Annotated in this window: 24 protein-coding genes and 2 pseudogenes; 21 read left to right on the forward strand and 5 right to left on the reverse strand. The window is 66.9% G+C overall.

Going from position 1 to position 23216, the window contains the following annotated elements; translation table 11 throughout:
* Positions 1-5: 5 nt before the first annotated feature.
* On the reverse strand, positions 6-218 hold the full coding sequence (locus tag HEB94_RS24025) for a hypothetical protein (RefSeq protein WP_192751992.1): 213 nt from the start codon (positions 216-218) through the stop codon (positions 6-8).
* Positions 219-1356: 1138 nt separating this feature from the next.
* On the opposite strand from HEB94_RS24025, the gene HEB94_RS24030 reads away from it, so the two are divergent.
* The 4 genes from HEB94_RS24030 to HEB94_RS24045 all read left to right on the forward strand — a co-directional run bounded on the left by HEB94_RS24030 (position 1357) and on the right by HEB94_RS24045 (position 4202).
* On the forward strand, positions 1357-2265 hold the full coding sequence (locus HEB94_RS24030; RefSeq protein WP_337917947.1) for an endonuclease/exonuclease/phosphatase family protein: 909 nt from the start codon (positions 1357-1359) through the stop codon (positions 2263-2265).
* A 205-nt stretch (positions 2266-2470) separates the two neighbouring features.
* A complete protein-coding gene (locus tag HEB94_RS24035; protein ID WP_192751993.1) occupies positions 2471-2854 on the forward strand; it encodes a hypothetical protein in 384 nt (127 codons plus the stop codon).
* Between the two features lie 74 nt (positions 2855-2928).
* Complete coding sequence (locus tag HEB94_RS24040; protein WP_192751994.1) at positions 2929-3444, forward strand: hypothetical protein; 516 nt, start codon at positions 2929-2931, stop codon at positions 3442-3444.
* Positions 3445-3980: 536 nt separating this feature from the next.
* A complete protein-coding gene (locus HEB94_RS24045; RefSeq protein ID WP_192751995.1) occupies positions 3981-4202 on the forward strand; it encodes a hypothetical protein in 222 nt (73 codons plus the stop codon).
* 93 nt (positions 4203-4295) lie between these two features.
* Here HEB94_RS24045 and HEB94_RS54725 read toward each other — a convergent pair whose 3' ends face one another.
* A complete protein-coding gene (locus HEB94_RS54725) occupies positions 4296-4469 on the reverse strand; it encodes a transposase family protein (protein ID WP_420481542.1) in 174 nt (57 codons plus the stop codon).
* Between the two features lie 297 nt (positions 4470-4766).
* Here HEB94_RS54725 and HEB94_RS52655 point away from each other — a divergent pair, with 297 nt between their 5' ends.
* The 13 genes and pseudogenes from HEB94_RS52655 to HEB94_RS24110 all read left to right on the forward strand — a co-directional run bounded on the left by HEB94_RS52655 (position 4767) and on the right by HEB94_RS24110 (position 17172).
* Positions 4767-4970, forward strand: coding sequence for a DUF1931 family protein (locus tag HEB94_RS52655; RefSeq protein WP_202896511.1), 204 nt, complete (start codon positions 4767-4769; stop codon positions 4968-4970).
* Between the two features lie 71 nt (positions 4971-5041).
* Positions 5042-5215, forward strand: a pseudogene (locus HEB94_RS52660) (DUF1931 family protein); the annotation flags it as partial.
* A 75-nt stretch (positions 5216-5290) separates the two neighbouring features.
* Positions 5291-6148, forward strand: a complete 858-nt coding sequence (locus HEB94_RS24060; RefSeq protein ID WP_192751996.1) for an SDH family Clp fold serine proteinase — start codon at positions 5291-5293, stop codon at positions 6146-6148.
* Between the two features lie 473 nt (positions 6149-6621).
* Positions 6622-8550, forward strand: coding sequence for a molecular chaperone DnaK (dnaK, locus tag HEB94_RS24065; protein WP_192751997.1), 1929 nt, complete (start codon positions 6622-6624; stop codon positions 8548-8550).
* 5 nt (positions 8551-8555) lie between these two features.
* A complete protein-coding gene (locus HEB94_RS24070; protein WP_202896513.1) occupies positions 8556-9110 on the forward strand; it encodes a nucleotide exchange factor GrpE in 555 nt (184 codons plus the stop codon).
* Positions 9111-9123: 13 nt separating this feature from the next.
* Positions 9124-10095: a DnaJ C-terminal domain-containing protein gene (locus HEB94_RS24075; RefSeq protein WP_192751999.1), complete on the forward strand. Its 972-nt coding sequence runs from the start codon at positions 9124-9126 to the stop codon at positions 10093-10095.
* The gene (locus HEB94_RS24080; protein ID WP_337917949.1) at positions 10092-10595 is read left to right on the forward strand and encodes a chaperone modulator CbpM; all 504 of its coding nucleotides are present in this window, start codon (positions 10092-10094) and stop codon (positions 10593-10595) included. The genes HEB94_RS24075 and HEB94_RS24080 overlap by 4 nt, the downstream gene beginning before the upstream one ends.
* Positions 10586-13225, forward strand: coding sequence for an ATP-dependent chaperone ClpB (gene clpB, locus HEB94_RS24085; RefSeq protein WP_192752000.1), 2640 nt, complete (start codon positions 10586-10588; stop codon positions 13223-13225). The genes HEB94_RS24080 and clpB overlap by 10 nt, the downstream gene beginning before the upstream one ends.
* A gap of 37 nt (positions 13226-13262) precedes the next feature.
* Positions 13263-13721, forward strand: coding sequence for a thioredoxin family protein (locus HEB94_RS24090; RefSeq protein WP_192752001.1), 459 nt, complete (start codon positions 13263-13265; stop codon positions 13719-13721).
* A gap of 191 nt (positions 13722-13912) precedes the next feature.
* Positions 13913-14077, forward strand: coding sequence for a UBP-type zinc finger domain-containing protein (locus tag HEB94_RS50955; RefSeq protein WP_337918549.1), 165 nt, complete (start codon positions 13913-13915; stop codon positions 14075-14077).
* Between the two features lie 86 nt (positions 14078-14163).
* Positions 14164-15882 (forward strand): FAD-dependent oxidoreductase, encoded by a 1719-nt coding sequence (locus HEB94_RS24100; protein ID WP_192752002.1) that lies wholly within the window; start codon positions 14164-14166, stop codon positions 15880-15882.
* Positions 15883-15923: 41 nt separating this feature from the next.
* Positions 15924-16274 carry a hypothetical protein gene (locus HEB94_RS24105; RefSeq protein ID WP_192752003.1) on the forward strand — a complete coding sequence of 117 codons (351 nt, stop codon included), beginning with the start codon at positions 15924-15926 and terminating at the stop codon, positions 16272-16274.
* 139 nt (positions 16275-16413) lie between these two features.
* Positions 16414-17172, forward strand: coding sequence for a DUF2267 domain-containing protein (locus HEB94_RS24110; protein ID WP_192752004.1), 759 nt, complete (start codon positions 16414-16416; stop codon positions 17170-17172).
* Here HEB94_RS24110 and HEB94_RS24115 read toward each other — a convergent pair.
* Positions 17164-18264: an acetate/propionate family kinase gene (locus HEB94_RS24115; protein WP_192752005.1), complete on the reverse strand. Its 1101-nt coding sequence runs from the start codon at positions 18262-18264 to the stop codon at positions 17164-17166. The genes HEB94_RS24110 and HEB94_RS24115 overlap by 9 nt on opposite strands.
* A gap of 96 nt (positions 18265-18360) precedes the next feature.
* Entirely contained in the window at positions 18361-18840 is a 480-nt protein-coding gene (locus HEB94_RS24120; RefSeq protein WP_192752006.1) for an Hsp20/alpha crystallin family protein, read from the reverse strand.
* 583 nt (positions 18841-19423) lie between these two features.
* On the opposite strand from HEB94_RS24120, the pseudogene HEB94_RS24125 reads away from it, so the two are divergent.
* Positions 19424-19669: pseudogene (locus HEB94_RS24125) on the forward strand (SHOCT-like domain-containing protein); the annotation flags it as partial.
* Positions 19670-19980: 311 nt separating this feature from the next.
* Complete coding sequence (locus tag HEB94_RS50960) at positions 19981-20319, forward strand: carboxymuconolactone decarboxylase family protein (protein ID WP_192752007.1); 339 nt, start codon at positions 19981-19983, stop codon at positions 20317-20319.
* Positions 20320-20497: 178 nt separating this feature from the next.
* Here the strand turns inward: HEB94_RS50960 and HEB94_RS24135 are convergent, their stop codons facing one another.
* Positions 20498-21229 (reverse strand): TSUP family transporter, encoded by a 732-nt coding sequence (locus tag HEB94_RS24135; protein WP_192752008.1) that lies wholly within the window; start codon positions 21227-21229, stop codon positions 20498-20500.
* 367 nt (positions 21230-21596) lie between these two features.
* Between HEB94_RS24135 and HEB94_RS24140 the strand changes: the two genes are divergently transcribed.
* Together HEB94_RS24140 and HEB94_RS24145 are read left to right on the forward strand one after the other, a co-directional pair.
* A complete protein-coding gene (locus HEB94_RS24140; protein ID WP_192752009.1) occupies positions 21597-22298 on the forward strand; it encodes a Chromate resistance protein ChrB in 702 nt (233 codons plus the stop codon).
* Between the two features lie 106 nt (positions 22299-22404).
* Entirely contained in the window at positions 22405-22713 is a 309-nt protein-coding gene (locus tag HEB94_RS24145; RefSeq protein WP_337917951.1) for a YkvA family protein, read from the forward strand.
* The last annotated feature ends 503 nt before the right edge of the window (positions 22714-23216 follow it).

Raw genomic sequence — 23216 nt, forward strand, 5'->3', positions numbered from 1 at the left:
TGAGGTCAGGCGACATCGATGCCGCCGATCGCCACGGCAAGCCGGCCGTCGGGGCCGCGGGTCACGCCGAGGGGCTCCTCGTCGCCCGTGCCGATGCCGATAACGACGCCGACAGGGGCCGAGAGCTGGTAGCCGAAGCGGTCCTCGAGCTCGGAGACGGCCTGGACGAACGCGGCGGCCTTGCTGATGACTGCGGGTGAGATCGCGTAGACGGTCACGTCGGACTTCCTTCGTGGGGAACGAACGTGCGAGGAGGAAGCCCGGGGGTCCACAGGCTTACGCACAAGGTGGGACAAGGGGCCTAAAGGCCCTGAACTCGTGTGACTTTGGGCCGGATCAGCGCGGGTCTCGCAGTGGGTATCTGGACCGACGGCACCTGCACGGGCCCCTTACGGCCGTCTACGTCTCGCCTCCGGCGTAGGCGGCCCGGCGGGCGCACGACCCCTGTGCCCGTGCAGAGGGCGAGAAGCTATGCCGTCCCGGTGACGGGGCGTGGCGGGGAGGGGTCACCCCATAGGTCAGCGGTCAGATCAGACCGGGATGAGACTCCGCCGGACGATCGCGGGAAACCCCGGAGACGGGTCGCGTTACCTCGGCTGCTGTCTTGCGCCCGTGATGCCATCGACAGAGGTCTGCAAGTTGCCTTATAGCGCAGACTTCGACCCTACGTTCCCGTTCGTCCCGCGGCGTGGGACGGAACTCACCAACAGAACGTGATCCTCGCCGAGTAGGTCAGGACTCGAGGGGAACGCGACTGTGCGGAGCCGCGGTCGCGTCAACGTGGTCGTGCTCACAGCGCGGGAGGGGCGCATTGGCAGATCCCGGCGAGATCGAGGCCATGCGTGCATACCGAGTGGCAGTCTCAAACCCGTCGGCCAGCGCCTTGGCAAGGGGCATCGGTCATCGACCGGGACCGTCGAGGCCCTCCCGCATGACCTGCTGTGCAGGGCCAACACAAGCCGCTTCGATTACCGCCTCAAGCGGAGCATCAGTCAGGCTTGCATACGGCTGAGCTTTGCGCGTTGCATAGTGGAAGCCGCCCATGCCAGCTCCACCTTTGAGTAGTGCCCGAGCCTCCCGACGGCAGTCTGGGGCGTTGACAGACAGATCCCGGCTCTGGTGCTGCGGATGTGGCTGCCACTGCGCCAAATGGCGTGTGCGTAGCAGGGACAGGACTGCAGCAGTGCTGAGTGCAGTGCAGGTCATCTCGTGGATGAGGTGCCTACCTGTAACAGCTGGCGTCTGAGCGGCGGATCCGTGCGGTGCCGTCGGTGGGTCCGCCAACCGGATGGTGATCGACTGTCACCGCCAGGGGCGGTCCACGGGCCGCAGCACCGCCTGATCAGGAGGATCGGCGTGAAGCGCACTATTCTTAAGTTTCGACCCAGGAGGCTATCTGCCGCGGCGGCTGCCTTCGCCGCCACCGTCGCGCTCAGCCAGCCTTCTCCTGTGATGGCAGCTGCAGCCGACGGTCCGGCCAATGCTGCGGGGTTGGCGGCCGGGTCGGTTCCTTTGCGGGTGGCAACCTACAACATCCGAGGGGGAGTCGGTGAGGACGGTGTCTTCGATCTGGGCCGTACGGAGGCGGCTATCCGCTCGGTGGATGCCGGTGTTGTCGGGCTCCAGGAGGTCGACGTGCATTGGCGCGCCCGAAGCGACTTTGCCGATGAGGCTCGTAGGCTGGCCGATCGGTTGAAAATGCGGGTGTTCTTCGCGCCGATCTATGTACGTCCGTCGCATGTTGAGGGAGCGGCTCGCCGGCAGTACGGCGTCGCGCTGTTGAGCCGCTACCCCATTCTGCGGGCGGAGAACCATGAGATCACCCGGTTGTCCTCCCGGACGCCCAACATGGTGCAGTTGCAAACCTTGATGCCCGGCTTCGCTGAGGTCACGGTCGCCGTCGGGGGTATGCGGGTCCACGTCTACTCGACGCATCTGGACTACCGGCACGACCCGTCGGTGCGGCGTGCCCAGGTGGCGGACATGCTCAACGTCATGGCCCCCGATCACGGCCCGAAGGTTCTGGTCGGTGACTTCAACGCCAAGCCGGACGCTCCTGAAATTGCAGCGCTGTGGCAGCAGGGGCTGGTGAACGTTGGCCCGAACGCTGGCAAGACCTATCCCGCCACCCGCCCGGCGAAGACCATCGACCTGGTGACTGTTTCACCCGACATCACCGTGCGTTCCGCCAGGGTGGAGGCGACCGCAGCGTCGGATCACCGCCCAGTGGTCAGCGATCTGCTGCTTCAGCAGCACGGCCGCTGAGCCTGCAGTGTCATTCGATGTGCGGGGCGGGAACGCCACCACAGGACCCCTAGATCGACCAACAGTTCGGACACGGGTTTGGACGCCATCGCCCGCCCCGATCGGCGTGGATCGTGTGCGGTTGGCCCCGTTACGGTTAACCGTCGCATTGGGCAAGAAGGCCCCTTCAGCGAGGAGGAGCTTGCTGGGGTGCCACGATGGTCGGATGGCCGCGTTCTTGCTGCTCCCCACAGAGTCGGGTATCAACTTGGCCGACGTCGAGAGCTGGGTCGAACGCGCGCGCACTCTCGGCGCCTCCGCGATCTCGCCGGTCCGCGTCGGCGCTTCGCCGCTTGCTGCAGGCCATGACGGCGGGGTGACGCTGAGCGTTCCCGTCGCTGCGAGCCGGAGGATACTGCCGGAAACGGCTGGCCCGTACCAAGCTGAGGCCGAGGATAGGACCGACCACGATCGCGTCCCCGAGACGGAGGCCGACGGTGAGAGCGTCTTCGACGGCACGGGCCAAACTGCTGTCGAGGAGAGTCCCGCGCGGCGCGAAGCGCGTGCCCTCCGGCGGCTGCCCCTGCCAGTCTTCTCCCACCCTTCGTAGGGAGCGAACGCGATCTGCGCGCACTCCCGCGCGCCCCTGACCCTCGTCCTGCCCGACTCTTGCTTTTGGGGGAGTTGAGCGGCGCCGAGATGACGCCGGCCTGCCTGGCGGTCGAGTGCTGCGGCGGCGAGCTCCACACGTCGTGCCTCGTCCTCGCCGGGGTCGTAGTCGACGGCCGGCCCGGCTTCCAGCGTGGCGGCCTTCGTCTCGATGCGCCTGGCTTTGTCGACGGCGGCCGCGGCTTCGCCGTCCTCCCCGGCCGTGTCGACGTCGGCGCGTGCCTCGTCAACGGCGGCGGACGCCTCACCCGGGGTTCCGGTGGTGTCGACACCCGCACGCCACGCGCCTCCTCGACAGCTGGCGCGGCGCCACCGGACGGCCCGGACGCCCCGCGCGCTTCCTGTACAGCGGCCGCCGCCGGACCGCCTGCCGGACCGGCGGCGGGTCCACCGGTACCCGGCATGCCGGGCTGCCCACCCATCGCGCCACCGTCGTCGGGTGGGGCGATCCCGAGCGCGTCCTCGGGCAGCTTCGGCACCGGCGCCTTGTTCGGAGAGATCCATAGCGCCCGGGAGTGCGGGTTGTTGTAAAGCTCCCGCTTCGCATCCCTGCGGTGACGCTCTTCCCTCTGCCAGTGCCCGACCGGCAGTTCGCCGGCCGGATATGAGCCCAGCGTTCTCCTGAAGCAACGGACGCCCTATCGCGGACCCGGCTGGTCGCGCGGCATGCGGTCCACCGGGAGGCCTGCGCCAGACTGGACGGGACTCTGGCGCAGGCGACTCGCGGGGGAGGTGCCCACCTCAGCAACCCATCGGCGTGCGGGCCGGGGGATGACGAGTCCGCAGCCGGTGGTGGACCGGTCGCCGTAGATGTTGTTTCATTGGCGGCGGGGTCATGTTCGCAGTCTCACCCGTCGGGGGGAGTTGTCACACCCAAAAGTTCGTGAGCGTTTCCACATGCCGGGAGCGGAGCGAACGGATGGTGGGGGCGGGCGAGAAATGGTCGGCGGGGAGAGGCATGCTTTCTTTAGGGGTTTCGGCCATGGCTATTCGTCTACGTCCTGTCATGTGCCCGGCGATGCGTACGCCGTGTTGGTGACCGCTGAGATGGTGAAGGATGCCGACCAATGACGGCGCCGAGGAAGGTACTGACGTTCTACGAAGCCGTGGAGCTCCGCAAGCTCGCCGTCCACGCAATCGAAGCCCACGGCGACGCCATCAGGGCCGCCTCCACCGACGGGGAAGATGTGGAGGCCGCGTCCGCCGCCTCCACGGAGGCCACTCGACAGCTCCACCACTGGATCAACGTCCACACCGATTACACCACCCCCGAGACAGACGTCAGCTGATGCCACGCCAGATCCTCTTACACGCCGGATGCTGGTCGACAGGCGGCGTGTGGGTCGACCGCCGCGCAAGGGGCGAGGACGCCTCCGAAGCGGTCAGCGCCGCAGCGGCGAGAGCACCAGATACGGAGCGAGGTGGTCGACCGCCCGCCCTGCCACGGACTTGGAGATCCCGAACAGCAACGCCGCCTGCCGCAGCGTCAGGTTCGTGCGGTCGTAGACCGCGACCAGCAACACCCGGTCTTCCAGCACCCCATGGCCGGCCCGCACCAGCCTGCTCCCCACCACGACGACCCACTCGACCCACGACCCCAACCAGCTTGCGGAACTGCCGCACCGACCACCTCGTAAACACCGAGATCCACACATCCGACCCAGCGTTGATCACCTGATCAACCCCGAACGCCGGGCCCACCGACACGACACGCCGATTATGGGACAGGCTTGCGACGACCAGATGCGGTGGCGCCACGCACGGCTCGCGGAGCTGCGGCGCCGAACTCGTCGGTAGCTGGCTAGTGTCGAAAGCACGCCACGCTACCGCCTACATCATGAGGAGGAGGGGATATGCCGGTCATGGGTGTGAGCAAGTTCGAGGGGTTCTTCCGCGCTGCCGCGAGCCTGGACGTTGACAAGAGTGATATCAAACGTTACAACGACTTTCTGGACACCAAGCTCCACGACCTGTTCATTATCGGCAGGGCTGCGGCAAAGGCCAACGGCCGGGACATAATCGAGCCGACTGACCTGCCCATCACAAAGGGCCTGTAGGAAAGCATGCACGCTTTCCGACGACTGGACGAGGAGATCGAGGTCGCACCACTCCTGAGCTCCTCGCAGCACAGCCACCTCTGGACGTCATGATCAGCGAGACCACACGCGAAAAGCTGCCCGACATCGCCGGCGGCCTGAGCGTCGCCCTCGCCAGGACATTCAAGGTTCTTGAACCTGGCCTGAAGAATCCACAGACTGAGCATTGGGAGCGCTCGTTCCAGATCTTCGGCCAGCTCCTCTGAACTGACCAGTCGTTCGCGCTCCCCGTGTGGTGTTTCGTGATCCTCTGGAGTCCGGCACCTGCGACGGAGAATGCTATGAGTCCGCTTGACCTGCTATGGCTGTTACTCCTTCTCATCAGTCTGCAACCCACGATCCAGCAGCAGATACTGGCAGGAAGGCGCACACACGCCATCCACGCGATGGAGAGGCAGCGCGGCTCGCGGACGATCACGCTCATCCACCGTCGGGAGACGTTCACATTTCTTGGCATTCCGTTCGGCGGCTTCATCGACATCGATGACTCCGAGGCGGTCCTACGCGCCATCGAGCTGACGGGGAAGCAGGTCCCCATCGACTTCGTCCTGCACACGCCAGGCGGTCTCGTTCTGGCGGCCGAACAGATCGCATCGGCCCTCGCCGACCACCCCGCACCGGTGACTGTGCACGTGCCGCACTACGCGCTGAGCGGTGGCACCCTCATAGCTCTGGCCGCCGATCAGATCGTGATGTCGCCCTCGGCCGTTCTCGGTCCCCTCGATCCGCAGCTTGGTGAGTACCCCTCCGCTTCGATCCTGAGCGCGGTTGCCCAAAAGGACACCAACGAGCTCGACGACAAGACATTGATCCTCGCCGATGTCTCCCGCAAGGCACAGACACAGGTGCGGGAGTTCGTCGCGGAGTTGCTACGCCGACAGATGCCAGACGCGCAGGCTGTCGAGCTCGCCCGTACGCTCACCGACGGGCGCTGGACGCACGATTACCCCATCGACGTCAAGCATGGCCAGGCGCTCGGCCTGAAGATCTCCACCGAGCTGCCCGATCCCGCTCGCGTTCTGATGCGGCTCTACCCGCAGCCACGCGGTCGACGGCCCTCGGTCGAGTACATCCCTGTCCCGTATGGCGCGCCTCCCTCGCCCGAACGGCGCCGGCACGGCCCGGGTCGCGCTCGCTGAGCTCCATGACCCGCGGGGATGACCCAAAGTCGGGCACTGGGTACGACTTCGTCGCCCCGCCGCCAAAATACTTTAAGAATTGGTCGTGATATTAGTTGACACTGACCCTGTTCCGTCGACGACCAACGGGTTTTCCCCACTGACCGTTCATAGTCCCGGCACCTCCATGAGTACTCAAGCTCTCGACGACCGCAAGGCAGATCCCGGCCCGGTTAACTGCGTAAGTCTCTTTACACTCCACTTGCGTAGGGGTGACACTGTCTGGAGTTGCGGGAGTCTCACGGCCACACTAATGGCAGGTGCTCGTCCGCATACCTGACCGACGCCGCAGTGTGAGTGTGGCGTCCAAACACCAGCCTGACGGACTGAAGCGGAACCCGCGCTCCTGCTGCAGCGAAACGCATCATGATGTTTTCAGCATCGATACAACTCAGCAGTCACCTGATTTTCCAACTCAGCCGAACGGACTCATCATGGCGAGAGCAGCCGGTATTGACCTGGGCACGACGAACTCCGTGATCGCTGCCGTGGAGGGTGGCACGTCGACTGTGATCCCGAATGCCGAGGGGCAGCGGACGACGCCTTCGGTGGTGGCGTTCACCGAGCAGGGGGAGCGGCTGGTGGGCCAGTTGGCGCGCCGGCAGGCGATCCTCAACCCGAAGGGCACGGTCTACTCGGCGAAACGCTTCGTCGGCCGGCGTTACGAAGAGGTGGCGTCCGAGCAGCACGCGGTGTCCTTCGACGTGGTGCCCGGGCCCGATGACGCGGTGCGGTTCCAGGTGCACGGCAAGCTGTACTCGCCGGAGGAGATCTCGGCGCTCATCCTTCGCAAGCTCGCCGAGGACGCCTCGAAGTTCCTGGGCGAGAAGGTCACCGAGGCGGTCGTCACGGTTCCGGCGTACTTCAACGACGCCCAGCGGCAGGCGACCAAGGACGCGGGCCGGATCGCCGGGCTGGAGGTCCTGCGCATCATCAACGAGCCGACGGCGGCCGCGCTGGCGTACGGGTTGGAGAAGAAGGGCCACGAGACCGTGCTCGTGTTCGATCTCGGAGGTGGCACCTTCGACGTGAGCCTGCTCGATGTGGGCGACGGTGTGGTCGAGGTCCGCGCGACGGCCGGGGACACCCACCTCGGCGGCGACGACTTCGACCGCCGGGTCGTCGACTACCTGGCTGATGACTTCCAGCGGTTGGAGGGCATCGACCTGCGGCGTGATCCACAGGCGCTGCAGCGGCTGTTCGAGGCCGCGGAGAAGGCCAAGGTCGAGTTGTCCTCGGTGACGCAGACCACGGTGAACCTGCCGTTCATCACCGCCGACGCGAACGGACCCAAGCACCTGAACACGACGTTGATGCGCTCGACATTCGAGGAGATCACCCACGACCTCATCGAACGCCTCCGTGGCCCGGTCGAACAGGCGATGTCGGACGCGAAGGTCACCGCCGACGACATCGACGAGGTGATCCTGGTCGGTGGGGCGACCCGGATGCCGGCGGTGCAGAACCTCGTCCGCCGCATGACCGGCGGCAAGGACCCGAACATGACGGTCAACCCGGACGAGGTGGTCGCGATCGGAGCGGCCATCCAGGCCGCCGTGCTCAAGGGCGAGATGAAGGACGTCGTGCTCCTCGACGTCACCCCGCTGTCGTTGGGCATCGAGACCCTCGGTGGCGTGATGACGAAGGTGATGGACCGCAACACCACGATCCCGGCCCGGCGTACCGAGACGTTCAGCACCGCCGAGGACAACCAGAGCGCGGTCGATGTGGTGGTGCTGCAGGGTGAGCGTGAACGCGCCGCGGACAACCGGGTGCTCGGCAGGTTCAGGTTGGAGAACATCCGGCCCGCGCCACGCGGCGAGCCGCAGGTCGAGGTCACCTACGACGTCGACGCCAACGGCATCCTGAACGTCTCCGCCCGTGACAAGGACACCGGAGCTGAGCAGAAGATCACCATCAGCGAGAGCTCCAACCTCGACCAGTCCGAGGTGGACCGCATGGTCACCGACGCCGAGCGCTACCGCGCCGACGACGCCCGCATCCGCGAGGTGGTCGATGCGCGCAACGCGCTCGACACGGCCGCCTACCAGGTCGAACGGCGTCTGGGCGAGCTGGGGGAGGCCACGCCCGAACACGAACGTGCCCGCGCCCAACTGCTCGTCACCGACGCCCGACAGGCCGTCAAGGACGACACCGCCCCCCTGGACCGGCTGCGCTCACTGACCGGCGAACTGCAGCAGATCTACCACAGCCTGGGCAGCGCGGGAACTGGCGGCCAAGCGGGCGGACCCGAAGGGCCCGGTGGTCCGCGTGCCGGCGGACCTGGCGGTCAAGGTGTGCCCGGGCAGCGGGGAGCGACCGAGGACGAGGACGTGATCGACGCCGAGTTCACGACGGAATGAGCGATATGGCTGAGCCGAGTCGCACCCACGGGACGCAGGCAGCGCCGGACGAGCACGCGGTGCCGGAGCAGGCTCCGAACGAGGCTCCGAAGGAAGAGGCCGCCACCGCGAAGGTCGCCGAGCTTGAGGAGCGGGTGAGGTTTCTCGAGGACCAGTGGCGACGGGCTCTGGCGGATCTTGACAACGTACGCAAGCAGATTGCCCGCGACCTCGACCGGGCGCGTACCGATGAGCGCACCAGCCTGGCGTCGCAGTGGCTGCCGGTCATCGACAACCTGGACCGGGCGCTCGCCCACGCCCAGGCCGAGCCCACCGCTCTCGTCGAGGGCGTCCGCGCCATTCGTGACCAGGCCGTCGCCATTCTGAGCAGCCTCGGCTTCCCCCGCCGGGAGGCCCAACCCGGTGAGCGGTTCGACCCCGTCCGACACGAGGCAGTCGCCACGAAGCCAAACACCGAGGCCCCCGAAGGCACCGTCGTCGACGTCGTCCTGCCCGGATACGGCGACGACGAGCGGCAGCTGCGGCCCACTGGCGTCGTGGTGGCCAAGAAATCGGAGTAGGCGGAACCTCACAGTGGCCGACCGTGATTTCTACGAGATTCTCGGGGTGCCGAGGACGGCGAGCCGGGAGGAGATTCAGCGTGCCTATCGGCGGTTGGCTCGGGAGAACCATCCTGACGTGAACAAGGATCCGGGTGCGGAGGAGCGGTTCAAGGACGTCTCGGAGGCCTACGACGTCCTGTCCGACCCGGACCTGCGCAAGCGTTACGACGCGTTCGGGCCCGACTTCCGCCGCGTACCGGAGGATGTCGACCCGGAGACCTGGACGCGGGCGCAGGCGCGAGCCCGCGCCGGTGCCGGCCAGGCTCGGGCAGGCGCAGGTGCCGGCCGGGGCGGCGGGTTCGGCGGTTTTGGTGGCCCGGAGGGCATCGACATCGAGGACCTCTTCGGTGGCATGTTCACCGGCCGTGGCGGGCGGGGCTGGGGCCCCATCCCGGGCGCGGACCAGGAGGCCGAGCTGGTCCTGAGCGTGGAGGACGCCTACCGCGGTGGCCGGCACTCGATCACGCTGGCCGGGCCGGAGGGGCAGCGCCAGTACGACGTGAACATCCCGCCCGGCGTGACCGACGGCCAGCGGATCCGGCTGGCCGGGCAGGGCGGCCGGGGCAGCGATGGGGCCTCGCCCGGTGACCTTTACCTGGTGGTGCGGCTGGCGCCGCATCCCCGCTACCGGGTGCATGGCCGCGACATCGACGTCGACATGCGGCTTGCTCCGTGGGAGGCGGCACTGGGTGCCTCAGTGCCCGTCGACACGCCCGGCGGTGAGGCGAAGGTGAAGGTGCCACCGGGCACCTCCAGTGGCCGGCGGCTACGGCTGAAGGGCCGTGGCATGCCCAACCCGCACGGCAAACCAGGTGACCTCTACGCCGAAGCCAAGATCATGGTCCCCCGCCACCTCACCGGCGAAGAACGACGCCTGTTCGAAGAACTGGCGAAGAAGTCCACCTTCGACGCGAGAACTGAAGCGGACAGGAGGAACCAGTGAGCTTCGCCCTCGTACTTGCCAACCGCCCGACGACTCGGCCGAGCTTTCCGACCGGCCGCGAGGAAGGCCTGGACCTCGATTCCTTCGCCCGGCAGGCCGGAGTCCATCCCGAAGTCGTACGACGACTGGTGCGGCTCGGTCTCCTCGAGCCCGTCGGCAGCCGTACGGACGAGGGGCTGTATTTCGCGCCGAGCCAGTTCGCGGAGTTGGGTCGAATCGAACGGCTGCGGGCCGGACTGTGCATCAACTACGCCGGTATCGGCGTCGTGATCGATCTACTCGACCGGATCGCCGAACTCGACGCCGTCGTCCGACGGGCGGGATGGCGCCCACCAGACCGGCGTACCTCTACTCCCCTTCCGTCATCCTCTCGCGAGCGCACCACCGCTCCCGACTGGCATGCCGCAACTTCGCCTGGACACGCCACAGGACCTGGTGGACATCTCCCCCAGCCTGGTGCTTACACCGTTCGTCGTATCGGAGGTGGATCGTGGATGTGAACCGATTGACCCAGAAGTCCCAGGAGGCCCTGCAGGACGCACAGGGCAAGGCGTCGCGCTTCGGCCACACCGAGGTGGATGGTGAGCATCTGCTGACGGCGTTGCTGGAGCAGCCGGAGGGGTTGGTGCCTCGCCTGTTGGTGCAGGCGGGTGCGGACCCGGATCTGTTGGTCAAGGAGGTGGAGGCTGAGCTGGAGCGGCGGCCCCGGGTCAGTGGGCCGGGTGCGGCGCCGGGGCAGGTGTTTGTGACCCAGCGGCTGGCGCAGTTGTTGGACACCGCGGAGCGTGAGGCGCGCCGGTTGAAGGACGAGTACGTCTCGGTCGAGCATCTGGTGATCGCGTTGCTGGAGGAGGGTTCGGGTAGCGCGGCGGGCCGGTTGTTACATGAGCAGGGGTTGACCCGGGACCGGTTCCTTCAGGCGTTGACGTCGGTTCGGGGGCATCAGCGGGTCACTTCGGCGATGCCGGAGGTGGCGTATGAGGCGTTGGAGAAGTACGGCCGTGATCTGGTCGCTGATGCGGTGGCGGGCCGGATGGACCCGGTGATCGGGCGGGACGGTGAGATCCGGAGGGTGGTCCAGATCCTGTCGAGGAAGACGAAGAACAACCCGGTCCTGATCGGTGACCCGGGGGTGGGCAAGACCGCGATCGTGGAAGGGCTGGCGCAGCGGATCGCCAACGGCGACGTGCCGGATGGGCTGCGGGACAAGGTGGTGTTCGCCCTCGACATGAGTGCGTTGGTGGCGGGCGCGAAGTACCGGGGCGAGTTCGAGGAACGGTTAAAGGCGGTCCTGAACGAGGTCCGGGCGGCCGATGGCCGGATCCTGTTGTTCATCGACGAGCTCCACACCGTGGTCGGGGCCGGTGCGGCCGAAGGCGCGATGGACGCGGGGAACATGCTCAAACCGATGCTGGCTCGTGGTGAGTTGCACATGATCGGCGCGACGACCGTCGACGAGTACCGCAAGCGGATCGAGAAGGACGCCGCCCTGGAACGCCGTTTCCAGCCGGTCTTTGTCGATGAGCCCTCAGAGGAGGACGCGATCTCCATCCTGCGGGGCCTGCGGGAACGGTTGGAGGTGTTCCACGGGGTGAAGATCCAGGACAGTGCCCTGGTCGCGGCCGTCGTCCTGAGCCACCGCTACATCTCTGACCGGTTCCTGCCCGACAAGGCCATTGACCTGGTCGATGAGGCGTGCGCGATGTTGCGCACCGAGATCGACTCGATGCCCGCGGAGTTGGACGAGCTGACCCGTCGGGTGATGCGGCTGGAGATCGAAGAGGCCGCGCTGGCCAAGGAGTCCGACCCGGCCAGCCGGGCCCGGCTGGAAGAGCTGCGCAGGGAACTGGCCGACCTGCGCGCCCAGACCGACGCGACCAGGGCGCAGTGGGAGGCCGAACGTCAGGGGCTACGGCGCGTGCAGGACCTGCGGCAGGAGATCGAACACCTCCGCCGTGAGGCGGAGTCGGCCGAGCGTGCCTACGACCTGAACCGGGCCGCGGAACTGATGCACGGGAAGCTGCCCGAGCTGGAACGCCGGCTGGCCGTCGAAGAGGACAAGCTCAACGTCCGGCTCGGACAACAACGCCTGCTGCGGGAAGTCGTCACCGAGGAGGAGATCGCCGGGATCGTGGCGCGCTGGACCGGTATCCCGGTCAGCCGGCTGCAAGAGGGCGAGCGGGACAAGCTGTTGCACCTTGACCAGATCCTGCACCAGCGGGTCATCGGTCAGGACGAGGCTGTCGGCCTGGTCGCGGACGCGGTGATCCGGGCCCGGTCCGGCATCAAGGACCCGCGCCGCCCGATCGGATCTTTTATCTTCCTCGGACCCACCGGAGTCGGGAAGACCGAACTGGCCAAAGCGCTCGCGGAAGCCCTGTTCGACACCGAGGAGAACATGGTCCGTATCGACATGAGCGAGTACCAGGAACGCCACACCGTGTCCCGGCTGGTCGGTGCCCCACCCGGATACGTCGGTTACGAGGAGGGCGGCCAACTCACCGAGGCCGTCCGCCGCAGGCCTTACTCCGTCGTGTTGTTCGACGAGATCGAGAAGGCGCACTCCGACGTGTTCAACACGCTGTTGCAGGTGCTCGACGACGGGCGCCTGACCGATGCCCAGGGCCACACCATCGACTTCCGTAACACGGTGATCATCATGACGTCCAACGTCGGTTCGGAGTACCTCCTGCAAGGCGTCACCGCCGACGGGCAGCTCGAACCCGACGCCCGGGCCCGGGTGATGGCCGACCTGCGTGGCCGGTTCCGGCCGGAGTTCCTCAACCGGGTCGATGAGATCGTGTTGTTCAAACCACTCATCCAAACCGAGATCGAACAGATCGTCGACCTCATGCTCGACGAACTCCGGCTACGCCTGTCCCAACGCCGCATCGCCCTCGACGTCACCGAGCAAGCCCGACGGTTGATCGCCGCGGAGGGCTTCGACCCCGTCTACGGCGCCCGCCCACTCCGCCGGTTCATCGCCCGCGAGGTGGAGACCCGCATCGGACGCACCCTCATCGCAGGCGACATCCAGGACGGCGCCACCCTCCACATCGACACCGACAACGGAGAGATCACCATCACCCACGAGAACCCCACCCCAACCAACCAAGCAAGGGCGGCCTGACTCGCGACGGTCGCGAATGAGGAAAGAGGGAGAGCCGATGGCTACCAAGGTCGAGACGAATGTCCTCGAGTGCCCGGAGTGTGGCCGCCGGAACCGCGTACCGACCACGGCGAACGGTGCGCCCCAGTGCGGCAACTGCCACGCCCCACTGCCCTGGATCACCGATGCGGACGACGACGCCTTCGCCCGAGCCGTCGAGCAGTCCCACATCCCGGTCGTGGTCGACCTGTGGGCGACGTGGTGCCGCCCCTGCGGGTCCATCAGCTCAGCACTGGAACAGATCGCGCGAGACCTCGCCGGCCGAATCAAACTCGTCAAGGTCGACGTCGACAAGTCGCCAAGAACCGCCGAGCGGTTCAACGTCCGCGCCGTTCCCACTCTTCTCGTGATGAAGGGGAGTGAGGTGGTGGCAACCCGTGCGGGTGCCGCGCCTGTGGCGACCTTACGCGCATGGCTCGACGCCGCACTCGAGAGAGCCTCGTTCCTTTCGACATGACGACCGGCGCCCAAGGCGCGGGACAACCAGGCAGGAACACACCTCACCAGATGTGACATACGAACGAAGGACTCTGTTCAGATGACTGTCGTCCTGGAGCCACATCTCAACGCGGTCCGTTCTCTCCGGCCTGGCACACAGGAGGGCTGCGAGGGCTGCGAGGACTGTCTGCGGGTGGGCTCGCCGTGGGGGTGCACCTGCGGCTCTGCCTGACCTGCGGCCACGTCGGCTGCTGCGACTCGTCACCGCTGCGACACGCCCGCGCACACGCTCTTACGGTCGACCATCCGATCGTCCAGTCGCTTGAACCCGGCGAAAGCTGGTGCTGGTGGTACGTGGACGAGCGGTACGTCTGAGTCCGCTGGCGGGGGGTCGCGCACAACGGCAGGAACCAGACACCTAGAAGCTCGGACCCCAGATCAGGGAGAACGAGGCCACCGCGATGACTATGCCCGAGCCCCTACCCGAGACACCCGATCTTCAAGGCGCGTATCCACGCCTGACCGAGCCGCAGATCGAGGCGCTGGCCGCGCAGGGAGAGCATCGGATCACCAGAGCCGGCGACGTGCTCTTCCGGGAAGGCGAGGAAGCGTACGACTTCTTCATCATCCTCGCCGGCACGATCGCCAACATCGCGAACTACGGGACCGACGAGCAGCAGGTCATCAGCGTACATGGGCCCCGCCGATTCCTGGGCGAGCTGAGCCTGCTCGTCGATCAGCCCGCGTTCTACACCGCCCTCGTGATCGAGGCAGGAGCGGTCCTCGCGGTCCCGCGCGACCGCCTTCGCGAACTGGTGGCCAACGACCAGACCATCGGCGACGTTCTCCTCCGCGCCTACTTTCTCCGTAGGGCGATGCTGATCGGCCAAGGCGCCGGATTCCGCATCCTCGGCTCCTGCTACTCGCCCGACACTCAGCGACTGCGAGAGTTCGCCGCCAGGAACCGGCTACCGCATCGGTTCCTCGACCTGGAGCAGAACCCCGAGGGCGAGGCGCTTCTACGTCAACTCGGCATCAGTCCGCAGGAGACGCCCGTGGTGATCTGGTGCGGTCGCGAGGTGCTCCGCAACCCGACCAACGCCGACCTGGCCCGACTCATCGGTATCGAGATGTCCGCCGCCCCCGCGGCGCGCTGCGATCTGCTCATCGTCGGCGCCGGACCAGCCGGCCTCGCGGCGGCGGTGTACGCCGCCTCAGAAGGTATGGCGACCGAACTGCTGGACGCGGTCGCGACCGGCGGTCAGGCGGGGACGTCGTCGAGGATCGAGAACTATCTCGGCTTTCCGTCGGGGGTCTCCGGCGCCGAACTGTCGGAGCGTGCCGTCCTCCAGGCAAAGAAGTTCGGCGTGATGATGCGTGTTCCGACCGAGGTGACGGAACTGCAGCAGGAAGGTGGTCAGTACACGGTCCGGCTCGAAGGGGACGAGCCCATCACCGCGCGGACTGTACTGATCGCCACGGGTGCGCGTTACCGCAGGCTCGACGTCTCGCGTCTGGAGGAGTTCGAGGGAACGAGCATCTACTACGCCGCGACCCTGCAGGAAGCGCGGTGGTGCATGGGTGATCCGGTTGCGGTCGTCGGGGGCGGCAACTCCGCCGCACAGGCCGCCCTCTTCCTCGCCGAGCACGTCCCCTGCGTTCACCTCGTTGTCCGCAGTGACGATCTTGCGGCGGACATGTCGCGTTACCTCGCCGATCGGATCGAGCACGCACGGCGAATCGAGGTCGCCCTTCACACCGAGGTGCGTGAACTGCTCGGGGACCGGGCCCTCGAGGGACTCGTCGTCAAGGACAACCGGACAGGACAACGCCGCCGAATCGAGGCGCGCGCTCTCTTCGTGTTCATCGGCGCACGCCCGCGCACGTCCTGGCTGGCGGGACAAGTCACGCTGGACGAGGACGGTTTCATCGTCACCGGCGCGGAGGACCCGACGTTCAGGCGGGCCGTCGGGCGACGACCACTCGCGCTTGAGACCAACCTGCCCGGCGTCTTCGCAGCGGGAGACGTCCGCGGTGGTTCGATCAAGCGGGTCGCCGCCGCGGTCGGCGAAGGTGCTATGGCTGCGCGGTTGGTGCACGAACATCTCAACTGGGGAGTGCCGATGACTGTCGGGAGAGCGAACGCGGACAGACCAATGTCGGCGGGCGGCACATCATGAACCCGAGCACAGACTCAGTCCTCACTGGGAGGTGAGAGATCATGGCCACCAAGCTGAACGAAAGTGCATTCGATTTTGCCAAACGACTTGTCAAGGACGGAAGGTACGTCATCGACGACCGGGACGCGTGGAGCGAGCATCGGCCGTCCAGCCAAGACGAGAATGCTTACCTCGAGGAGCACGGCTTCCGAGAGTATGGGAAGTGGTACCTCGGTATCGAGGATGAGGAACCTGTCGACACAAAGGCGCACTACAAGTTTCCCTACGGTGACTTCGCGAAGATTCACCGATGCGGAGTGATCAGCGCGGAGTCACGTGCGGCCCAACGTAAGTATGACGACATCGAATCAGCCGCCGCTCATCTTCACGGCATGCTCGACGGCGTGAAGTGAGGGCCGCACCTGGAACTCCGCCGGAGTTCTTGGGCACTTTGCGGCCGCCGCGGCAGCTGGAATTGCTCGGCCGGCGCCGGTCCACCAGGATCCGTCGGTCGGCCGGGCTCCACCCTTCGCAGCGAAGAGATGCAAGAACATGGACTATGACCAGTTTCTGACCATCGTGGAACGAGCTGGCGGGGCCACAGGAGTCGGGGCTGACCGCACTACCGCTGCCACCCTGCAGACCCTGGCCGAGCGGATCTCCCCCACCGAAGCACGTCATCTCGCTGGTGAGCTCCCGGCGGAGCTGGGTCCACTGCTGTTCACCGCTGATCCAGCAGAGGGGTTCGATGTCGACGAGTTCATCCGCCGCGTGGCGGAGCGGGGCGACATGGACCTTCCGACCGCGACGCGGGCCGCAAGCGGGGTCTTCACGGCACTCTCGCGTGCGCTGAGCGAGCGCGAGTTCGCCCACCTCGTCGCGCAGCTGCCCAAGGATTTCGTACTTGTCCTGCCCACCGGACCGGAAATCCTTCCGGCCGCAGCCTTCCTCGAGCGGGTTGCCCAGCGTGCCCAGCTCCATGACGGCGATGCCAGTCGGGTCACCGATGCCGTTCTCCAGACCCTCGCCGAGCGCATCGCCGCGGGGGAGGTCGACGATCTGATCAGCAGGTTGCCCTCCCCGCTCCACGACCCCCTGCGAGCGGGCAGGTCCGCGGATGCCGACCAGGCCCAGCGGATGTCAGTGGAGAGGTTCCTTGCCCGGGTGGCCGAGCGGGAAGATGTGCCACCGCAGGAGGCGCTCGCCCACGCTCGAGCGGTCATGACCACGCTGCGCGAGGCGGTCGGCGAGGAGTTCCACGACGTCGTGGCACAACTCGGCCCGAAGTACGCGGCCCTGTGGTCAGGCTGATCGCGAACGCAGCACGGTCCGCGTCTCGACGGCGATCTGGAGGTCCTCCCTGGTCTCGATGACCAGAACCGTGACCCGTGCGCTATCAGGACTGACCTTACCGTCGTCGGTTCGATTGCCGCGTACGGGAGTGGGAACGCCTAGCTGCCCCAGACCGAGGCAGACGCCGTGGCGGACTTCTGGCTGGTCCCAGCCGATCTCTCCGGTGAACACGAGCGCGTCGAGCCGGGAGAGGCTGCTCGCGGCGGCGGCGATCTCACGCCGTACCCGGTGGACGTAGACGTCGAGAGCGAGTCCTGCGGTCGGGTCGTCAACGGCAGCCGCGACGAGTTCCCGGGTGTCACCGGAGCGCCGGTCGGAGAGCCCGAGCAGTCCGGACTCTCGGTAGAGCCCGTGGGCGAGTTCGTCAAGGGACAGTCGGCCGTCCCTGAGCAGCCAGATCAGCATGCCGGGGTCAACCGCTCCCGACCGGGTGCTCATCGGAACGCCGTCGAGCGGCGTGAAGCCCATGGAGGTGTCCACGCTGCGTCCTCCGTCCACGGCGCAGACGGAGGCGCCGCCGCCAAGATGCGCTATGACCATCTGCAGCTCACTGGTGTCACGCCCGAGCAGCTCCGTCGCGCGTCGGCTCGCCCAGGCGTAGGAGAGTCCGTGGAAGCCGTACCGGCGGAGTCCCCAGCGGGACCGCCACAGGGTGGGCAGGGCGTAGGTGGCCGCGACGACCGGGAGGTCGGCGTGGAACGCGGTGTCCGGACACACCACGTGGAGCACGTCCGGCAGTTGATACCGCAGTCGGTCGAGCAGCGCCAGCGCGGGCGGCACGTGCAAGGGTGCGAGGTCGGAGATGTCGTCCAGCGCGCCGCGGACCTCGTCGTCGACCACCGTGGTTTGACGCACTACGTCGCCTCCGTGCACCAGCCGGTGGCCGACCGCATGGGGAACCTCATGCTGCTCGACGAAGGCGCCCACCGCCTTCATGGCGGTTGCCGACCCGGGCGGCTCGCTCAGATCCAACCTCGCCGCCGCGGAGCCGTTGTCGACATAGACCAGGTGCACGCTGTGCGATCCGGCGTTGACAGTCAGGATGGCCACAGCATCGCCCGCGACCCCGTTCTCCTGCTCCCTACCCGCACACGAAACGCGCCGCGCCGCGCCGGCGTCACACTGGACGCTCCAAGCAGGGGTGTGTCAGGAACGCTGGCTGCCAGACCTCTTCTTCTCCTGCCGCCCGCCTTCAGCGTGCCCGTTCGTGATCTGGATGCGGCGCCCCTGGCCCTGCTGGGGCTTGGGGATGCGCAGCGTCAACACACCCTCGTTCATCGAGGCTTCGACGTTGTCGGCTTCCACGTCGGATGGCAGTGTCGTGTGGTAGTGGAAGCGTCCAATGCGAACTCGCAGCGCGTTGGACCCTTGTTCTTCTTCCTCGCGGACCTCGCCGTTGACGCACAGGTCGCGATCACGAACCCCGACCTCGACGTCGTCAGCCGCTATGCCGGGCAGTTCGAGTTTGACGACGTAAGCATCGTCCGTCTCCTCGATCTCGGCGGTCGGAATCCACGGACGTTCGGTCTCGGTCTCCACTGACTGCTGGACCAACCCGCCAATCCGGTTGACGAGTTCCTGCACGTCCGCAAATGGGTCCCGTCGCAGCATCATCGACGGCTCCATCCCGTGCAGGCGGACACCTCTGGCGCGCCTCATCGGCATCGTTGTCATGACATGCTCTCCTCTCGTCCCGGGATCCAGCCTTGAGTGGCGTACATCCCTCAGGGGCTCCAGCTACTAGGACCAGCGACGGGTGTGCGGCCACCAGGGACAGCTCGGCCCGCGCAAGGACAGGTACCCGGCGCGTAAGCCGCCACACGCACGGTCCGAGCGATCTCCGTGTCTCACCAATCAGTGTCGCGATCTGATCGTCCAATCGATCTCGGTGGAGAGTAGGGCGGTCGCGTGGGAGCAACGTCGGGTTGACGGAGACAGGACGACCCGTTTGACACGCACAGTGCATATGGTTAGGAAAGGCCCCCAGACAGTTCGAGAGGGTCCGTTCATGAAGATCGCATTCGTTGGTAAGGGTGGCGCCTGCAAGACTCGTAGGGCGCTGGCGCTCAGCGCGCGCTGCGCGGCACCGGGCAACTGCTGTGCGCGCTGCCCGGCACCCGGTTCGAGATTGAGGACGGCCGAACGGCCATGCTGGTAAGCGTCAGGTGAGTCAAAAGAGGGTGGAGCAACAACGAACGAGCAGCGTCGCCAGGTCCTGGAAATGCTGGCCGAGGGCAAGATCACCGCGGACGAGGCCGAGCGGCTGATCGACGCCCTCGAAGGGGAACCGCACGAGGCGGCGCTGGGAGCCGCGCCCCGCCCGAAACTCCGACCCAAATACCTACGCGTGATGATGAACGCGGAGGACCTCAGCCGATGGCACCTTGCGCGCCCGCCCCACCGACAAGCTGCTCGCGCCGATGCTCGAAGGGCCGGATCGGGTACGTCGCGGTGAGCGCGCTCGCACAAGGTGCCACCCGCCGCCCAGAGGTCTGTCAATGGTTATGTCAATGAAACGCCGTCGTCGGGGGCCATCTGTGACAGGTCTGACAGGCAAACGGCCAGGTCAGCAGGCGTGAGACGCCTCGCCATGGACTGGCCGGCCCTCCTTTAATCCGCGGGTTCTGGGTTCGATCCCCAGGCGGCCCACCGCATCTGACCTGGGCATATGCCGTGATTGGCGGCCTGGTCTGTCGACTTGCTGTCAATGGTTGTGTCGGCGGCGGCGCCGGCGAAGGGGGCCGTGGGTGGCGTACGCGTGGCTTCGTGCGCCTGCGCGGCAACTCGTTTCAGGTCCTCGTCTACGCCGGACCCGACCAGCTGACCGGTAAAGACACCTACCTCACCGAGTCCACGCGTGACCGGCGTGAGGCCGGGAAGGTCCGGACGCGTCTGCTCGCGAAGGTCGACCAGCAGCGCACGGGCTCGACGAAGCGCCTTGCCGACGGCGGTCGTGTCACCGACGAGGCGTGGGTGAACGCGGCCAAGCATTTCGACGAGGAGCAGCTGATGGCCCTGGTGTCCCAGATCGCCGTCATCAACGCCTTCAACCGCGTGATCACCCAACAGCTCGGGGGCGACTACCAGCCCGGGCAGTTCGGGTAACGGGCGATCCCGATTCAGGTGGCGTCGGACGAACCTGGCAACTCCAGGCTCGTACCGGCCCGGTCGCCGGACAGCTGCTCGCGCCCTCGCCCGTCGCTGTGTCAATGTCCTCCACGCCATACTCCGAAGCCACCGCGCCTACGACCCCTGTCACGGCATGGCGGCGGCGTAACGAACGCTAGATGCCGGCGAGGAAGAGGGCGCCGGCCGCGAGTAGCCCGAGTTCGACGAGGACGATGAAGGCTCGGTCGCTGATCCGGCCGACGATCTTCTTGCCGGCCCAGGCGCCTGCCAGGGTGGCTGGGGTCAGTGCGGCCCCGTAGAGCAGTGCGCGGGGCGTGAGCAGGTCGCCAGCACCGTAGGCGGCGATCTTGGTCAGATGGATGGTGAGGGCGCTGGCTGCTTCGGTGCCGATGTAGGCGGCGCGGGTCAGGCCGTAGGCGAGGAAGAAGGGTGCGGTCAAAGGACCGACTGACCCGAGTAGCGCTGACCCTAGGCCGGAGGCCGCGCCGACGCCGGCGAACGCTCGGTCGGTGGGTTTGGATGGGTGCGGGTTTACTCGCCGCCACACCACCACGGCGATAAGGAAAACGCCGAGCAGGCGCTGGAGCGGCCCGAGCGGGGCCTGAGTCAACAGCAGACCTCCGGCGACTGCCATCGGCACTGCACCGGCGGCGAACCAGCCGATCAGTGGCCAGCGCAGGTGCCTGCGGTTCAACCACACGCGGGCGGCGTTGCTCGACAGTTGGGTCAGCGTGAGCATCGGAACGGCCACACGCAGCCCGAATAGGAGCGTAAAGACCGGCAGGAGCAACACGCCACCGCCGAACCCGGCCACCGCTGACAGCAGGGCCAGAGCACATGCCGCAGCCGAGGCCACCACCAGCGTGGCCAACAGGTCAGAACTCACCCGTCCAGCCTGACGTAGCCCACCAGGTCATCGCACGACCCCGCTCCCACGAGCGTGCCGACTATCGCGCGAGGCGGGCTGTTCAGTCTCGATCGCCGCCCTCCCCGGAGCGCTGGCGCGGGTTCCGGTGCCGCCACCAGGCGTGGAAGGCGGCATTTCTGCGGCTCCGGCTAGTGGTCCGCGCCGGGTCAGCCCGATCGTTCAGGTCGTCTTCCACTCGCGGCAACACGACTAACAGCAGTACGACGCCAGCGACGAACATCCCGAGAAGTTCGAGGCTCTGGTCGAGATCGCTCCACATTGAGGACTCCTCACCAGTCGACCACCTGTCCTTGGGAACGTATCAGACCCATGTAACGTACGTAGCATGACGGACAGGTCGGATCGGGAGTGGCTGCTGATCACGGTGTCTACCGGGTCAGCCGGTTCGCTGCGGGTTCATGTCTGGCGCACTCTGCGCAAGCTCGGTGCGGTCTACCTGCAGCAGTCGGTGTGCTTGCTGCCCGACCGGCCACCGGTTGCCAAGACCATCGCCCGGCTTGCTGCCCGGGTGCGTGATCAGGGCGGTCAGGCTCGTGTGCTGCATATCCGGGTGACCGATGACGGCGAGCTGGCTCGGCTGATCGAGCAGCAGCGCGCCGAGCGCGACGCCGAGTACGGCGAGGTCGTCGAACGCGCTCCGGCGTTCCTGGCTGAGTTGGAGCAGGAGACCGCCCGCGGCCGGACGACCTATGCGGAGGTCGAAGAATCCGAGGCCGACCTTGAGCGGTTCGACAAGTGGCTGGCCAAGATCGCCGCCCGCGACTACTTCGACGCCGACGGCGGCACCGCCGCCCGGGCACGGTCGAACGGTGCCGTGAAGCCCTGGCCCGCTTTGAAGCCGCCGCCCTCGCCACCGAGACCAGCGAACCAGTCAGCAACCCATCCGCCCGGCTTCGCGCCGTCAACAACGACTAGAACCCGGGGAGCAATCCAGGACTCCAGGAGGACACCGTGCCGACATGGCTGGAGATCGTCATCGGAATCGTGGCCGCCGTCCTGGTGTGCTGGCTGCTGCTCGTCGCGGTGATGTGGACGGCCAAACCATCCGGGCCACTGCTCAAGGAAGCGCTTCGGCTGCTTCCCGACCTGCTCCGGCTGCTTCGATCGCAGCCGACAAGACCCTGCCCCGCGGGGTGCGAATCCGGCTCGGCCTACTCATGGTCTACCTGGCCATCCCCATCGACCTGATCCCCGACTTCATCCCCATCCTCGGCTACGCCGACGACGCCATCATCGTCACCCTCGTCCTGCGCTCCGTCGTGCGCCACGCCGGCCTCGACGCCGTCCAACGACACTGGCCCGGCACGCCAGACGGCTTCACCGCCCTCACACGACTCACCGGCCTGCACCACCAACACGCCCCCTCCGATCACACCGACGCTCACGCCACCAGCGCCAAGGACCGTGGCGGGCCGTCTTCCCAGCCCGATCTCGACGCATGAGACACGAAGCTGCGCGAACGGGTGCACTTCTCAGCGCAGCCGCGCTAGTCCTAATGACCCGGCGCCGTCATCGCGGGCGAGCCAGCACTGTCGGCCGCCCTGGCAGTCCAACGCTGGATCCTCGTTCCACCAGCACAGCCTCTCCACGACCTTCTCCGGACTACTCACCCACACCAACCGACCACTGCTCTTCAACAACAAACCTTGACGAGAACGATTGGGCTGCGCCCCGAGCGCCACAGATGGCGGAGCCTTACCGTTCGGTCGATCAGCTGCGTGTCAGGCGGAACCGTTTTTGGTCTGTGTGGATCCGCAGCAGTCGCACCCGGGTCCACAACCGCACACGTCGTCCGTCGGGTCGACCCCCCCGTCGACGAGCTGGGTCACCGGCACCGTGCAGCATGCGTCACCACGCCATATCTCCAATCCCTCCTTGACCGCGACGCCCGCGATGACCAGTGCGGCCAGCGGGTCGGCCCACCACCAGCCGAAGAGACTGTTGA

The organism is Actinopolymorpha pittospori (assembly GCF_014873875.1).
In the GTDB taxonomy this organism is placed as follows: domain Bacteria; phylum Actinomycetota; class Actinomycetes; order Propionibacteriales; family Actinopolymorphaceae; genus Actinopolymorpha; species Actinopolymorpha pittospori.